The organism is Stenotrophomonas sp. STEN023, assembly GCF_056760135.1.
In genome coordinates, this window is record NZ_JBRREF010000055.1 from 1 (window position 1) to 14367 (window position 14367).

Here is a 14367-nt window from a genome sequence, read left to right on the forward strand (position 1 = left end):
CCGTTGGGGGCCCTTCGGGGGGGGGGCCGCACTGGGTATGCGCCCCGCCTTTTGGGGCCGCCCATGGGGAGGGCTGGGGAGGGGTGCTTTGAATGCCGCAACACCGCAGATCCAAACTTATCTCAGCAACAACCGCGGCACCTGCAACGCCGCATGTGCCCAGATCGCACACCACACCCCCGCCCTCACCGGCAGGCTGCGCTGGCGCGCTTCAAACTTGCGGAAGTAACGCCACAGACCGCGATGCTTGTGCCACTCCACGAAGAACGGCCGCGAGCGGCTGGATACACCGCGCACATGCAGCACCTTCAAGTCGTTGGCGATGGCCACCACCGCACCGGCCTGGCGCGCGCGGCGGCATAGGTCCAGGTCCTCGGCATGCAGGCGGTAGCCCGCATCCCAGCCCTGCAGGCGGTCGAACAACCCACGCGGCATCAGCAGCAGCGCGCCCGACAAAGCCTGCACCTGCTGCAATGCTGCGGAATGATCCACCTGCACTGCCAGCCGCGAGCCCGCACCGGGGTGGCGCAGCATCGCGGCGAAATCCGGGTCGCGGCGGCGTACCGCCGGATCGGCGACGCCGTCCTCGTCCACCTGCTCCACGCCGAGCAGGCAATCGCCCAGTGGCCGACCGAGGTCGCGCAACCGCGCCAAGGTCTGCGGCTCGACCATCAGATCCGGGTTGACGAAGGCCAGCCACGGCGCATGGCATTCATCAGCACCCTGATTGCAGGCGGTGGCAAAGCCGGGATTGTCAGGATTGGCGATGAAACGCACGCGGCTGTCAGCCAGCGCATGCCGCTGCGCGATCGCCAGCGAACCATCGCGCGATTCGTTGTCGACCACGCGGATCTCGGCGACATCCTCGGCGGCGCGCAGGCGCTGCAGGCACTCATCCAAGGTGCTCGCACTCTGATAACTGACCACCACCACTGCAATTGAATCGCTCACACCGGCTCCGCGCCTGGAAGGGATGCACAGGCGTCGAACAGGTCGGGCTGGGCTTGCGGCATTATCGCCTGCTCGCATAGCTGCTGCAGTTGCTGGCGGTGCGCATGAAGCGGGTCATTCATCAGGAACGCGGCCAGCCGCGCGGTCCATACCGGCCAGCGATTGGCCAGCACCTCCATGTCGCCTTCGGCCGGCCGGCCCTCGCTCTGGCGACCAACGAAGGCGTTGTCGCACAGCACGTTGCGCCACCCCAGCCCGCTCATGCGCAGGCTCAGATCGACCAATGCGGCGTACCACGAACCATAGCTGTGGATATCCAGGCCACCGGCACGACGACGCGCACTGCCGCGTATCAGCACCGCATGGGTAATCGCCGAGGGCAACTCGGGCTGCAGCAGCGGCATTGCCGCCAAGGCCTGTGCCAAGCGTGCCGGATCGGCGGGTACGGGATTGAGTTCACCGCCACGCGGCCACGACACCGCTTCGCCGGCATTGCTCCACGGCGTGGCGGTGGCGATGGAGGCATCGCGTGCCAGGCAGTCGCTGAGCTGCTGCAACCAGCCTGCTGTCGGCAAGGCGTCCGGCGCGAGCACGGCGACGTCGGCATCGCCGCATGCCTTCAGCATCTCGTCCAGATGCGCGGCCTCGCCGATCGGACGCGGGCGCCGCGTGTACTCGGCCTGCAGCCGGGTGCTGGCAAGCCAGTGTTCGATCACCGCCTGCCCGCGCGGGCCACTTTGACCATCATCGGCCAGCCACACCGGCGTGCCTGCCGGTGTGTGCTTCTCCAACGCCGCCAGACAGGCATCAAGCGCCGCGTCATCCACACCGACCGGCAGCAGGATGACCGGTAGCGGCATGTTCAGCGGCCCTTTGGTGCGTTGATTGGATCCAGCGCGCGGAAGCGGCTGCCGTACTCGTCGGTCAGATCGCGGGCTTCCTGCGGATTGCGGACGATGGTCGGCGTTATCAATACGATCACTTCGTTGCGCCGATGGTTTTGTGTCTTGGTGCCGAACAAGCCGCCCACCACCGGCAAGCGGCTCAGGAACGGCAGGCCGGACGAGCCATCGGTGCTGCTGTCATCGATCAGGCCGGCGAGCATCACCGTGTCACCGGCACTTACCGCTGCCTCCGTCTGCATGCGCCGGGTATTGATGCGGAAGTTGCCATTCTTGTCCTCTTCGCCTTCCGGGGCGCTGATCTCCTGCACGATGTCCAGGAACACCATGCCATCACGGGTCACCCGCGGCCGCACCTTGAGGATGTTGCCGGTCTCCATGTACTGCACGGTTGAATACGCGTTGTCGCCGATGGTCGAGATCGAGGTGGAATTGACCGGAATGCGGCTGCCTACGTTGAGCGTGGCCACCGCGTTGTTGCGCACGAACAGCGAGGGCGTCTGCAGCAGGCGCACATTGGTCACTTCATCCAACGCGGTGATGATGGCGGCAGCGTTCTTGCCGAGGAAGGTCCAGGCCATGCCATTGCCCGTGACCTTGCCGGCGATGTCGCCCCATATGCCACGGCCCAGCGCGCTGGGCAGGCCGGCACCGGGCATGCCGATCGTGCCATTGCTGTCACCCGCGGGGGCATTGACCGCCTGCTCGAAGAACCAGTTCACGCCGTAGCTGAGCTTGCCATTCAATGCGACCTCGGCCACCTGCGCCTCGATATGCACCTGCAGCGGCATCACGTCGAGCTTTTCCACCACTTCCTGGATCGAACGCCAGGCCTGTGGAGTGGAACGCACCAGCAAGGTATTGGTTTCTTCCACCGCCGACACACCGACGCGGTCGCCTTCCACGTCCAGGGTGACGCTGCCATTGCCCGAGGTCTTCTGCGGCAACTGCATGCTCTCGCCCATACCACCACCGCCGTTGCCAGACATGCCCGAACCGCTGCTGCCGGTCGAACCGATATCATTGGTTTTCAAGCCGTCATTCTGGCCAAAACCACCATCCTGGCCACGCCCACCCAACGTTACCGGGCTGGCACCCGGCGCCAGCGAGGTTCCGCTGTCGCCCTGGCTGCGCGATCCGCTGCTGCCGAACACTTCGGCCAAGCGGTCCGCCAGATCCTTGGCCTTGATGTACTTCAGCTCATAGGAGAACAGACGCGCACTGCCACCGGCGCTGTCGATGCGGTCCAGCCACTGCTGGATCTGATCCAGGTAACGCGCCTGCGGGGTGATCACCAGCACCGCGTTGGCATTGTCCAGCGGCATGAAACGGAACATGCCCGCACTTGGCGTCTTGCTGGCTTCGCCGAATACCTTCTCAAGATCACTGGCCACCTGCGAGGCGCGCCCGGACTGGATCGGGAACACACCCACCGACATGCCCGACAGCCAATCCACGTCGAAGATCTCGACCGTGCGCAGATAATTCTCCAGCTCGGTGCGGGTGCCGCCCAGGGTGATCACATTGCGCGAGCCATCCACGCCGACAATCGCGTTCGGGCGTGCATACGGCTCCAGCACTTTCTTCATCTCGCTGGCCGAGATGTACTGCAGCGGCACCACCCGTACTTCATAGCCGCGCGCGGCCGAGGCCGGAGCGGTGCTCGGCGCGACCGTGCCCGCCAGCGACTGATCAGCTGGCACCACGTTGTAGCGGCCGCCGCTGTAGATCAGCCGTGCATTGTTCCAGCCCAGCACCATCTCCAGCAGGTTCAGCGCCTGCGCTGGCGATACCGGCTTGGGCGTGGCCAGGGTCACCGTGCCCTGCACGGTCGGTGCGATGACGTAGTTCTGCCCCAGCATGTCGCCGAGGATGGCCTTGGTCACCGCCTGTACCGATTCGCCCTCGAAGTTGAACACCGCCGTGCCGTTGCCCGCTGCAGTCAAGGCCGGTGCCGGCGCCGAAGCAGCGGCGCGGTTGATCACCGTGCCATTGCCCCGGCGGATCACCGCCCGGCCCTGGCTGTCATCGGCCTTGGGAGCCTCTTCGGCGCCCAGCGGATTGGTGCGTGCTGCCTCACCGGGAGCCGGCGTACGTGTATCCGGCGCAGCCGTGCGACGGATGTCCGGTGCCGGCGTGGTGGCGCAGCCGCTCAGGGCACCGATCAGCAGACTGACTGCAACTATGCGTGATGTCATGCGCTCACTCTACGGGTTCTGGCGGCCGGAGCTGCCGTTCTGATTCTGTTGTGCCTGCCGACGGCGGGCCTGGATGCGATCACGGATCGCCTTGATCTGGTCTGCCGATGGCGTAGCCGGATCGCTCGCCGGCGGTGGTGCCGGCACAGTGATGGTGGGTGGCGTTGGCTGTGCGTTGCCCGGCAATGGCGCGGCGCCTTCAGGCGCCTGCTTTGGCCCGCCACTGAATACCTGCAGTTCCAGATTGAGCGTACCGGCCGGGCCGCTCACGACCGCGCTGCGCGGCTGCAGCGATAGCAGCTGCCAACCCTCCTGCACCTCGCCACCCAGCCGCAGACGCAGCGACTTGCCCTGCTCGGTGGTCAGCGTGGCCATGTCCAGCCCCGGCGTCATCAATACGCCGGTCAAACGCACGCCCGTCGGTGCAGGCTCACCGGCTTCGCCAATGAAGAATGGATGCGGGCGCCGATCGCTGGCAAACAGCGGTCGGTTCAAGGCCTCGGCGTTGTCGGCAACCACCAGCTCAGAGGGCTGCGGCACCGCCGGCAAGGCCGGGACGTCCAAGGCCGCGTTGCTGCTGCCAATCCTGCTGCCCAGGCCAAACAGGCAGGCCGCCCACACCAACAGCGCCCAGCCCGCGAACGCAGCGAGCAACCAGGTGCGCAAGCCGGCTACGTCATTGCGCATTGGCGACCTCCGTGGCTGGAGCGACCGCACCCGGACGCAGGTAACCACTGAGCTCGAAACTCACATCCAGGCCGCCACCGCCTTCGCCCAAGCCGGCAGAGAGAATGTCGAGCCGGTCCACGTGCAATTGCGGCGTGCCGGTTTCCAGCGCCTGCAACACGCGCATCCATTCGTTCATGCCGCAACGCAGCCGCGCCTGCACTGCAACCCGCGGAAAGCGGCCAGTGCTGTCGGCCGGCAATGGCGAGCGATCACTGATCGCACAGCTGCGCTGGTCCGGGCTGGCCAGGCGTGCGGCCTCCTCCAGTCGTTGTACCAGCTTGGAGGTAGCCAGCTCGGCCGAGCTTTCAGCCATGAAGCCCGGTTGATCGGCCAGCGTCTGTTGCGCCTGTTGTAGCCGTTGTGCGACCTGCGGGGCCTGCCGCAACTGCATGCCGATACGCTGCTGGCGTTCCTGCAGGGTGGCGATTTCTGCTTCCACCGCCTGCATCGGCCGGGTCCACAAGGGCTGCACCAGCAACAGATAGATCACGCCCAGTACGGCCAGCAGCAGGCCCAGGGCCAACCAGCGGTCACGGCGCGCGGGGTGCGTTGCCATCGGCAGCCTCCTGGTTGGGGCCACGCAGTTCCGCGGTCAAGGTGAAGCGCTCACGCGCGGCACCTTGGCCGGCCTGCAGCACACCGGTCAATGACGGCGTCTTCCACAGCTTGGAGCCCTCGAGCTTGGCGACCAGTGATGACGCACTGCTGCTCATGCCGATCAGCTGCATGCGGCCGCCTTCGATCGAGAGTTTCTCCAGCGAGGTGTCATCGCCCAGGCGCTGGCTGAGTTCGTTGATGATCTCCGTTGCGGACGCCTGCTGGGCACGCTGTGCGGTGAAGAACTGCTGGCCATCGACCAGATCCTGCAGCTGCTGCCGCTGCGCGGCCACTGCTCGCGCGCGCACCGCTGCCGCCTCCACCTGCGCCGAGAGCTGCGTGGCAGCGGCGCGACGGTTGTCCAGCAACTGCCACGCGGCAAGCATCAGCATCACAACGCCTGCGACCAGCAACAGCCGGTTGAGCCGACGCATGGGATCGTGGCGCTGCCGGCGCAGCGCCAGCGGCAGCAGGTTCACGCCCAAGGGCTGGCCTTGCGCATCGACTGCGTCCACGCCATCCAGTTGCTGCCGCCATGCCTCATCCGGGCCCAGCAGCGCATCCACCAGCGGCCGCGGCGCGACCACCAGCTCGGTATCCAATTGGCCATCATCGCGACGCTGCAACAGCCGCACGTCGTAATACACCTGCACGGCGCTGAAGGGCGTCTGCCGGTCTATCTCGAAACCCAGCACCTCGCGCAGGCGCGCCTCGGCAGCAGCCGGCATGCGCAAAGGCTTGCGCAGCACCGCGCTGGCCGGCAACAGGCCGTGGCGCGGCAGGCTGGCCACGCGCGGCGACACGGCGGCATCAACCGCACTGGGTGCTGCGCCGGCAGGCAGGGCCTGCAGCGGCTGCAACTGGCCGTGCTGCTGCAGCGACAGCTGCAACTGCGCCGCGCCTGCTTCCAGCAGCAGGCGCGCATCGGACACTCCCAGCAAGGCCTGCCAGCGTTGCGGCAACCACGACAGCAATGCCTGGCTCCACCACGCCCAGAAGCCGCCAGCGCCCGGCACAATGCGTGCACTCATCTGCCCCAGCCGTTCACGCAACCCCGTCATCTAGACATCGCTCCCTGTTCCCACTGCAGCACCGTATACGGCGCACCGGCCACACCACCGGGATTCAGACGCACCACCGCGCGGATGACTGCCTGCCGCTCGGCCACCAATTGCACTTTGCTGGCGACACTATAAGTACCGGTGTCACCTCCACCGGCTGAAGTTTCGCCCATTCCGGGATTGCCGTCTTCACGTTCGCGCTGGGCCAGGATCAGCGCCGCATCCATGCCCATCGCGGTCAGCACCGGCCCGGGGGCAAAGCGTGGATTGGGGCGGCCACCGCCGTACACCGTCACCAGCGGCTCAAGCTGCGCATAAAGTGCCGGCTCCATGCCGAGTACACGCTGCAGCTCGCTGACGCTGTCGAACGGTGCGTTCTTGGCACCATACGGCAGCCCGGCCGCCTGGTAGTCGGCCGTCTCCGCACCTCCGGCTATCTGCAGCAACGAGTCCGGATCACGCCAATCAACGATGGCGCCAGCCAACCGTGCGGCCTTGTCCGGTGCCAGTTCGAGGCCGCGCAGCAAGGCCTGCAGCAGGTTCAGGTCGGCCTGGTTCAAGTCGACCTTGCCGGTCTCGTCCACGATGCGCAGCTCCACCGCGCGGCCATCGAACTGCCAGCGATAGGGGCGGCCATCGGCGCGCCAGCTGGGCTGGGTCGGGGTAGCGCGCATCCGTGAGAGCGCATAGTCGATGCCGGCGTGGGCAATCTGTTCGCCCCCGGCCAGGTCACCGGTCACCCGGCCCTGCAGGTGCTCGACCCTTGCGGTCAAAGCAAACGCCGCAATGGTGGTGGCCAACAAGGCCACCACCCACAGCACCAACACCAGAGCGGCACCGCGCGCCTTCATCGCCAGCTCCCGGCAACCGAAGACTGCGGCAAGGCCACCACCAGCGGCGGCCAAGCGGCGCCCTGCGCGGGTGTGATCTCAATCGACACCAGCATCGGCATGCGTCCGGGGGCATCCCAGCCGTCCTGCCAGCGCCCCATGGCAGTCGTGCCCGGTTCGATGCCGCGATAGCGCAGCTTTACCTGCTTCAGTCCGTCTGCCAGCAACTCACTGCCGCGAGGTGGGTTTTCCTCCAGCAGCTGGCCGGACTGCAACAGGGTCAAACCAAGCCGCAGCTCCTGCGTCTCACCGCTACCGCTGACCTCCAACGTATGCAGGTAGGGGCCGCCACGGCCCAGGTAATCGGGCACGTTGGCAACAAAGCGCAGCTGCTTCGGGCTGCCGGTAAACACCGCGGCGTTGCCATTGAGGGCGTCGCGTTCCAGCGCCAGCGGCATCGCCGAGACCAGACGCCTACGCAGAAAGCCCTCCACCGCGCGCATGCGCTCATTGCCGCTGGCAATCGCCTCGCCGCGGCTGCTGATCGCAAGCGTCGAGCGCACCGCCGCGAACGCCAGCGCCATGCCTGCCGCCAGCAGCACGGTGGCCAGCAATACCTCGATCAGGGTGAAGCCGCGCGCATGCAGCGGCCGCGACGAAGACAATGAAGGCCTCATGGCAACGCCTCCAGCGGTGCGTTGCCGCGCAGGCGCAGCGTGCGCCAGCGCAGTTGTTCCTGCGCGCTGTCGCCCCAACGCACCTGCAGGTCCAGCAACCACAGCCGCGCCTGTTGCTGGCGCGGCTCGACGTAGGGGGAAACCTGCAGATTCCACTGATAGCGGCCCTGCTCCCACTCACCTTGCTGGCGACCGGCCTGCAAGGGTGCTTCAACCCCGGCGACTGCCAACAGCGATTGCGCATGCAGGGCGGCACGGCCGTAGCCGTCGGCCATGCTGACCTGGCGTGCCGCACCGGACAGGCTGCCCAGCAACAAGGTCATCGCCAAGGCCAGCAAGCCGAAGGCGACGATCACTTCAATCAGCGAATAACCGCGTTGGCGCCTCATCCGGCGCCCTCGCGCACCGGCCCGGCCTTGACCTCACCGGTGATCCACGCAACGTCGATCCGCCACACCGCCTTGCCGGCACGCAGTTCAATGCGGCCACCACTAGAAGCGCCATCCTCGAAGAAGCGCACGACGCCTTCGTCCCTGCGCGTCTGCAATTGGCCGGCACCGGTGAAGCTCACCGTCAGCGCCTGCGGCAGTTCGCCATGGTGACCGTCCGCGCCCTGCCAACGGCGGCTGCCCGGATTGATCTGCAGCTGTTGTGCAACGCCGGTACTGATCGCGCGAGTACGCGCATAACGCAGTTCGGCCGCCAGTGTCTTGCCGGCCGAACGCAGCTGCATGCCGTCCATGCCGCCGCTCATCGCCATCGCAGCCATCATCGCCAGTGCAGCGACCAACGCAAGCACCAGCACCATCTCCAGCAAGGACATGCCGCGCATCGTACGGCGCCGCACAGATACGGCACGCGTGGCGGCAAGCGAAGGCAGAAAACGCGGCGCGACCATCAAGGCTTATTCGTAGCGGATGTCGGCGTTATAGCTTTCGCCACCGGGCTGGCCATCGGCGCCCAGGCTGATCAGATCGAACGGACGCCCTTCACCCGGCACCCGGTATTGCACCGGATTGCCCCAGGGATCATTGAACTCGGCCGGCTTGGAGTACGGGCCCAGCCAACCCGCGACGCCCGCAGGCTGGGTGGACAGATCTTCCAGCTTGCTCGGCAGGCGGCCGGTGTCGAGTTTGTAGTTCTCCACCTTGCTGGCCAGGGTCTGGATCTGGGTCTTGCCGAGGTTGGCCTTGCCGCGGTCAGCACCGCCGAGCACACGGCTGCCCACCAGGGTGAGCACCGCACCGATCAGCACGATGACGATGATGATTTCCAACAGGCTCATGCCGGCCTGGCGTGCGCGCGACAACGGTTGTTTCAGGGTTCGCCTCATTTCTTCTTCCTTTCCGAAATCCAGGGGTTAGCCGATGGCATTGGTGAGGTCATACAGCGGTACCAGCACCGCGATGATGACCACGCCCACCACCGACGCCAACAACAAGGTGATCACCGGCACCAGCGCCGCCAACATGCGGTCGATGGCGCGGGCACTTTCCTGTTCAAAGGTGTCGGCGGTCTTGAGCAGCATGCTTTCCAGCGTGCCCGACTCTTCGCCGACCTGGATCATCTGCAGGGCCAGCCGCGGGAAGCGGCCATTGCGACCCAGCGACGAAGCCAGTCCAGCGCCATTCTTCACCGCCTCGGCGGCCTCACTGACGTCCGCGACCAGCGCACGGTTGCCGAGCACGTTGCGGGCAATGCCCAGCCCGGCCAGCAGCGGCACGCCATTGCGCAGCAAGGTGCCGAGCGTGCGCGCAAGCCGCGCGCTCTCCAGCTTGGCAACCAGTCCGCCGATCATCGGCCGCTTCAACAACCAGGTATCAAACCCCAGGCGGAACACCGGGTCGCGCCGCTTGCGCTCAACCCAAAGCAGGAACAGCGCTGGCACCACGATGAAAACCAACCAGCCCTGGCGTACCAGCAGGCCGACCTCCAGCACTATCCGGGTAAACCACGGCAAGATCACATCGAGGCTTTGATACATCAGCGAGAACTGCGGCACCACGTAGCCGAGCAGGAACAGCAGCGCCAGGCCAACCACCACCAGCAGGATCGCCGGGTAGATCAAGGCGTTGATCACCCTGCCCTTCAACTCCTGGCTGCGCTCCAGATAATCGGCCAAGCGCTGCAGGGTTTCATGCAGGCTACCGCCGGCTTCGCCGGCACGCACCATGTTGACGTACAGCCGCGAAAACAGGCCATGCTGGCGTTCAAGCGCCTGCGACAGCGGCGTGCCGCCACGCACGCTGTCGCGGATATCGGCAATCACCCGCTGCGAGCGCTGGTCTTCCGGCGTTTCCATCAGGATCGACAAGGCCCGGTCCAAGGGCTGCCCAGCGCTCAACAAGGTCGCCAGCTGCTGGGTGAACTGCACCAGCGTGGCACCGGCAAACGGGCGCTGCCGCCATTGCTTCCAACTGCCACCCTCGAACGCCGAGCCAGTCGCCGGCTTGGCTTCCATCGGCAGATGGCCTTGTTCCTGCAGGCGCGCGATCACCTCGCCTTCGCTGGCCGCATCCATCTGCCCTTCAAGCAGATCGCCACGCGCATCCAGTGCCTTGTAACGGTAACGCGGCATCAGCAGCACCGCTCCGGGTGTACGCGATGGCTCATGCGTCCTCCGTCACCCGCAGCACTTCTTCCAGCGTGGTTTCGCCACGCAGTGCCTTGCCGATGCCGTCCTCGTACATGGTGCGCATGCCGGCCTTGCGCGCGATCTGTTCGATCTCGCCCATGCCGGCCTTGCGCATCACCGCATTGCGCAGCGCATCGTCCATCACCAAAAACTCGACGACGGTGGTGCGGCCGAGATAGCCGGTTGGCGCCAGCGCCGAGGGCTGCGCGCGGTATAGATGGATATCGCCCTGCGGCTGGAAGCGGCGCAGGCCGAAGCGTTCGATTTCTTCGTCCGACGCGCGGTAGCGCAGCGCGTGGGTAGGCTCCAACCTGCGCACCAGGCGCTGGGCGAGGATGCCATTGATGGTGGAGGTGAGCAGATAGTCTTCCACGCCCATGTCCAGCAGACGGGTAATGCCACCGGCGGCGTTGTTGGTATGCAGCGTGGACAGCACCAGGTGGCCGGTGAGCGCGGACTGGATCGCGATGCGCGCGGTTTCCAGATCACGCATTTCGCCGATCATGATGATGTCCGGGTCCTGGCGCACGATGCTGCGCAGGGCGTTGGCGAAATCCAGCCCGATCTGAGGCTTGGCCTGGATCTGGTTGATGCCTTCCAACTGATATTCCACCGGATCTTCGACGGTGATGATCTTGACCTTGTCGGTATTGAGCTGGTTCAACGCGGTGTACAGCGTGGTGGTCTTGCCCGAGCCGGTGGGGCCGGTGACCAGCAGGATGCCGTGCGGCTGCTCCAGCACCTTGCGGAACTGCGGGAGGAAATCCTCGCTGAAACCCAACCGCTGGAAATCAAACACCACCGCTTCGCGGTCGAGCAGGCGCATCACCACGCTTTCACCGTGTGCGGTAGGCATGGTGCTGACGCGCAGGTCCAGTTCCTTGCCCTGTACGCGCAACATGATGCGACCGTCCTGCGGCAGGCGGCGCTCGGCGATGTTGAGCTTGGCCATGATCTTGATGCGGCTGATCACCGCCGCGGTCAGGTTGACCGGCGGGCTTTCGCCATCAACCAAGACGCCATCGACGCGGTAACGCACCTTCAGACGGTTCTCGAACGGCTCGACGTGGATATCCGATGCGCGCAGTTCCACCGCACGCTGGATCAGCAGATTGACCAGGCGGATGACCGGTGCTTCCGAAGCGAGGTCGCGCAGGTGTTCGATATCGTCCAGCGGTGCGAGCTCGCCATCGGTGGTTTCCAGGATGGTGCCCATCGCGGTCCGACCCTGCCCGTACCAGCGCTCGATCAGCTCATCCACTTCGCTGCGCACCCCAACCACCGGCGCCACCTCGCAGCCGGTCGCCAGGCCGATTGCATCGATCGCGTAGCCATCCTGCGGATCGGCCATCCACAACAGGATGCGACCGCGCTGCTCGCCCAGCGGCAGTACCAGGAATTGTTTGAGGAAGCGCAACGGCACCGGCTCGACGCCTTCCACCAGTTCCGGCGGATGTTCGGGTAACTCGCGGGCGGCCAGCAGCCGCAGCCCCAGCACCTTGGCACAGGCCTCGGCGTGGTCACGCTCGGAAACCAGGCCCAGCCGGGCCAGCAGCACCAACAGCTCGCCGCCGGATTCGCGCTGCAACTGGCGTGCGCGTTGAAGGTCAGCCTCTTTCAACCGGCCCTGCGTCAACAGTTCGGTGACGATGCGATCGGCAGGTGATGGCGCAAGTTGGGCGTCGTGGGCTACCGCGTTCACGCAATCCTCCTGTGTTGGCCGAACTTTAGCAGTTCGTACCCCCAGGTCGTGCACATGAACCGGCATTACAGGCAAAAAGAACCCCGGCATTGCCGGGGTTCCAAGGTCGTGCGGTGGTCAGGATTACTGACGGGCAACCAGACTCACACCGCTATAGGAGCTCGCTCCCACCAGGGTGACGTAGTAGGTGCCTGCCTGCGGCGTGTTGAAGCGCACGGTCTCGCTGTTGCCGGCACGCGTGGACTTGGCATCGAACGCAGTGCTGCTCGGCACCGCCTCGTAGCGGACGTACACCGACACATCGCCCGTGCCGCCGTAGGTCATGAAGGTCAGCACCTTGCCGGCCTCGGCCTGGAAGCTGTAGACCGTCTCGCTGCCACCGCTGCCGGAAACACCAGTCAGCGCGACCTTGTTGACCAGCGGCGTGGCGTCCGGGCCGCACTGCTCGACGTTGGGATCGCACGGCGGTGTGGTTGCCTTGATCAATGCAGCGTTGATGTTGAGGATGCCGGCACCAATCGGGGTGGAGGCCGGGATCGCCACCGGGAACGGCGTGGCGGTGGTCTTCAGCAGGTCACGCATCTGGTTGAGGGTCAGCGGCGTGTCGACCACGCTCTGCACCATCGCCACGGCAGCAGCCACATGCGGCGATGCCATCGAGGTGCCACCCATGCCACCGAGGATCCAGTTGCTCGGTTCAGGCCCCTTCTCGCCGCCGTTCATCACCTGCCAGATGTAGCCGTTCGGGTTGCCATCCACCGCGCCACCGCCGCCCGGTGCCGAAAGGTCCACGCGTGCACCGTAATTGGAGTAGTACGCACGGGCACCGGTGACGCCGGTGGCACCGACGCTGATCACGTTGTTACAGGAAGACATGGTGTAGCTGGCGGCATTGGCGTTGTCATTGCCCGCCGCGACCACCACGATGGCACCCTTGCTGTTGGCCAGGTCGATGGCTTCCTGGTATTCGGTCGGACAGGTCGCGGGCGCCCCACTGCCCAGGCTCATGTTGATGACTTCGGCAGGATTGGCGTTGAGCGGCAATCCCGGCACCTCGCCACCCGCGGCCCAGATGATGCCGTCGGAAATATCGCTACCAAAACCACCGCAGGAGCCGAGCACGCGGATCGGCATCACCTTCGCCTTGTAGGCCAGGCCTGCAAGGCCCCTGCCATTGTTGGTTTCCTGCGCGATGGTGCCGGACACGTGGCTGCCGTGCCAGGAGCTGACGTCGGCGGCATGCGAGCCCCCCGTCGCCCAGCCGGTGCAGTAGTTGGCTTCGATCCAGTCACCAATATCCCAACCACCCGGCACACGGCCGTCGCTGTCGCGGCGTGATACGCGCTTGTCGCTGATCATGTCGTAGCCGGGAATGACGTTGTTCTGCAGGTCCGGGTTGCCCTGGGTGATACCGGTATCGATCACCGCCACCACCACACCCTCGCCCTGCGAGAGATCCCAGGCCTGCGGTGCGCGCACGCCCGTCGTTGGATTGAAGAAATTCCACTGGTACTGCGCGTAGTTCGGGTCGGTCGGGACCATCGCCGGGGCGACATCGACCATGCGCTGGTACATGCGATCGATATCCGCACGCTCCACCGCCGGGTTGGCCTTGAGTTCGCGGACGAAGTCAGCCGCTTCCTGTGCGTTGAGCGCACGCGAGGTCTTGACCACGCTCCAACCCGGCGCACCCATGCGCCGCAGCAGCGCGGCCTGCACCGCGGGTTGGGCCGCTGCACGCGAGGTCTTCGCTACCGCGCGGTCCAGGCCGGCGCGCGACGTCGCTGCGCCAAGGCCTCGATTGAGGGCCGCCGTATCACGCAGCTCACTGCTGCCGGCGCGGTACTTCACCACGAACCGATAGCCGCCACTGGTATCCACCGGCGACGTACTCAGGCCGACTACCTTTGCCGGTCCAACTTCTGCAGCAAATGCGGCAGGCGCGCCGATCGAAGCCATCAGTACGACACCGGCAATCGCCAAACCAAGCTGGGTCTTCTTCTTCATGTCGGATCTCTCGTCTTTATGGAACAGGGATGGAACCTCAACGCTGCATCGTTTTGCCGTCCTGGCTCGCAACAGCCG

At 65.8% G+C, this 14367-nt stretch carries 14 protein-coding genes; all 14 read right to left on the bottom strand.

What is annotated here, in order from left to right:
• Positions 1-117: 117 nt before the first annotated feature.
• The 14 genes from ACVOLV_RS15015 to ACVOLV_RS15080 all read right to left on the bottom strand — a co-directional run bounded on the left by ACVOLV_RS15015 (position 118) and on the right by ACVOLV_RS15080 (position 14289).
• Positions 118-951, bottom strand: coding sequence for a glycosyltransferase family 2 protein (locus tag ACVOLV_RS15015; protein ID WP_481555085.1), 834 nt, complete (start codon positions 949-951; stop codon positions 118-120).
• On the bottom strand, positions 948-1817 hold the full coding sequence (locus ACVOLV_RS15020; protein ID WP_481555102.1) for a glycosyltransferase family 2 protein: 870 nt from the start codon (positions 1815-1817) through the stop codon (positions 948-950). The genes ACVOLV_RS15015 and ACVOLV_RS15020 overlap by 4 nt, the downstream gene beginning before the upstream one ends.
• Positions 1814-4051, bottom strand: coding sequence for a type II secretion system secretin GspD (gspD, locus tag ACVOLV_RS15025; RefSeq protein ID WP_481555086.1), 2238 nt, complete (start codon positions 4049-4051; stop codon positions 1814-1816). The genes ACVOLV_RS15020 and gspD overlap by 4 nt, the downstream gene beginning before the upstream one ends.
• A 9-nt stretch (positions 4052-4060) precedes the next feature.
• The gene (locus tag ACVOLV_RS15030) at positions 4061-4738 is read right to left on the bottom strand and encodes a type II secretion system protein XpsN (protein WP_481555087.1); all 678 of its coding nucleotides are present in this window, start codon (positions 4736-4738) and stop codon (positions 4061-4063) included.
• Positions 4728-5336, bottom strand: a complete 609-nt coding sequence (gene gspM / locus ACVOLV_RS15035) for a type II secretion system protein GspM (protein ID WP_481555088.1) — start codon at positions 5334-5336, stop codon at positions 4728-4730. The genes ACVOLV_RS15030 and gspM overlap by 11 nt, the downstream gene beginning before the upstream one ends.
• Complete coding sequence (locus ACVOLV_RS15040; protein WP_481555089.1) at positions 5311-6438, bottom strand: PilN domain-containing protein; 1128 nt, start codon at positions 6436-6438, stop codon at positions 5311-5313. Before ACVOLV_RS15040 ends, gspM begins: the two co-directional genes overlap by 26 nt.
• Entirely contained in the window at positions 6435-7289 is an 855-nt protein-coding gene (locus tag ACVOLV_RS15045; RefSeq protein ID WP_481555090.1) for a type II secretion system minor pseudopilin, read from the bottom strand. The genes ACVOLV_RS15040 and ACVOLV_RS15045 overlap by 4 nt, the downstream gene beginning before the upstream one ends.
• Entirely contained in the window at positions 7286-7933 is a 648-nt protein-coding gene (locus ACVOLV_RS15050) for a prepilin-type N-terminal cleavage/methylation domain-containing protein (protein ID WP_481555103.1), read from the bottom strand. The genes ACVOLV_RS15045 and ACVOLV_RS15050 overlap by 4 nt, the downstream gene beginning before the upstream one ends.
• A gap of 8 nt (positions 7934-7941) precedes the next feature.
• Positions 7942-8334 (bottom strand): type II secretion system protein XpsI, encoded by a 393-nt coding sequence (gene xpsI, locus ACVOLV_RS15055; RefSeq protein WP_481555091.1) that lies wholly within the window; start codon positions 8332-8334, stop codon positions 7942-7944.
• Positions 8331-8777 (bottom strand): type II secretion system protein XpsH, encoded by a 447-nt coding sequence (gene xpsH, locus ACVOLV_RS15060; protein ID WP_481555092.1) that lies wholly within the window; start codon positions 8775-8777, stop codon positions 8331-8333. Before xpsH ends, xpsI begins: the two co-directional genes overlap by 4 nt.
• Before the next feature lie 72 nt (positions 8778-8849).
• Positions 8850-9278: a type II secretion system major pseudopilin GspG gene (gene gspG, locus ACVOLV_RS15065; RefSeq protein WP_303748838.1), complete on the bottom strand. Its 429-nt coding sequence runs from the start codon at positions 9276-9278 to the stop codon at positions 8850-8852.
• Between the two features lie 27 nt (positions 9279-9305).
• A complete protein-coding gene (gene xpsF / locus ACVOLV_RS15070) occupies positions 9306-10523 on the bottom strand; it encodes a type II secretion system protein XpsF (protein WP_481555093.1) in 1218 nt (405 codons plus the stop codon).
• Positions 10524-10554: 31 nt separating this feature from the next.
• Positions 10555-12282, bottom strand: a complete 1728-nt coding sequence (gspE, locus tag ACVOLV_RS15075; protein WP_481555094.1) for a type II secretion system ATPase GspE — start codon at positions 12280-12282, stop codon at positions 10555-10557.
• 123 nt (positions 12283-12405) lie between these two features.
• Positions 12406-14289, bottom strand: a complete 1884-nt coding sequence (locus ACVOLV_RS15080) for a S8 family serine peptidase (protein WP_481555095.1) — start codon at positions 14287-14289, stop codon at positions 12406-12408.
• Positions 14290-14367 lie beyond the last annotated feature (78 nt).

Coding starts and splice junctions, on each gene's coding strand:
- ACVOLV_RS15030 (WP_481555087.1), bottom strand. CDS start 4,738: ATGCGCAATGACGTAGCCGGCTTGCGCACCTGGTTGCTCGCTGCGTTC.
- gspG (WP_303748838.1), bottom strand. CDS start 9,278: ATGAGGCGAACCCTGAAACAACCGTTGTCGCGCGCACGCCAGGCCGGC.
- xpsI (WP_481555091.1), bottom strand. CDS start 8,334: ATGAGGCGCCAACGCGGTTATTCGCTGATTGAAGTGATCGTCGCCTTC.
- xpsH (WP_481555092.1), bottom strand. CDS start 8,777: ATGCGCGGCATGTCCTTGCTGGAGATGGTGCTGGTGCTTGCGTTGGTC.
- gspD (WP_481555086.1), bottom strand. CDS start 4,051: ATGACATCACGCATAGTTGCAGTCAGTCTGCTGATCGGTGCCCTGAGC.
- ACVOLV_RS15040 (WP_481555089.1), bottom strand. CDS start 6,438: ATGACGGGGTTGCGTGAACGGCTGGGGCAGATGAGTGCACGCATTGTG.
- gspM (WP_481555088.1), bottom strand. CDS start 5,336: ATGGCAACGCACCCCGCGCGCCGTGACCGCTGGTTGGCCCTGGGCCTG.
- xpsF (WP_481555093.1), bottom strand. CDS start 10,523: ATGCCGCGTTACCGTTACAAGGCACTGGATGCGCGTGGCGATCTGCTT.
- ACVOLV_RS15045 (WP_481555090.1), bottom strand. CDS start 7,289: ATGAAGGCGCGCGGTGCCGCTCTGGTGTTGGTGCTGTGGGTGGTGGCC.
- ACVOLV_RS15080 (WP_481555095.1), bottom strand. CDS start 14,289: ATGAAGAAGAAGACCCAGCTTGGTTTGGCGATTGCCGGTGTCGTACTG.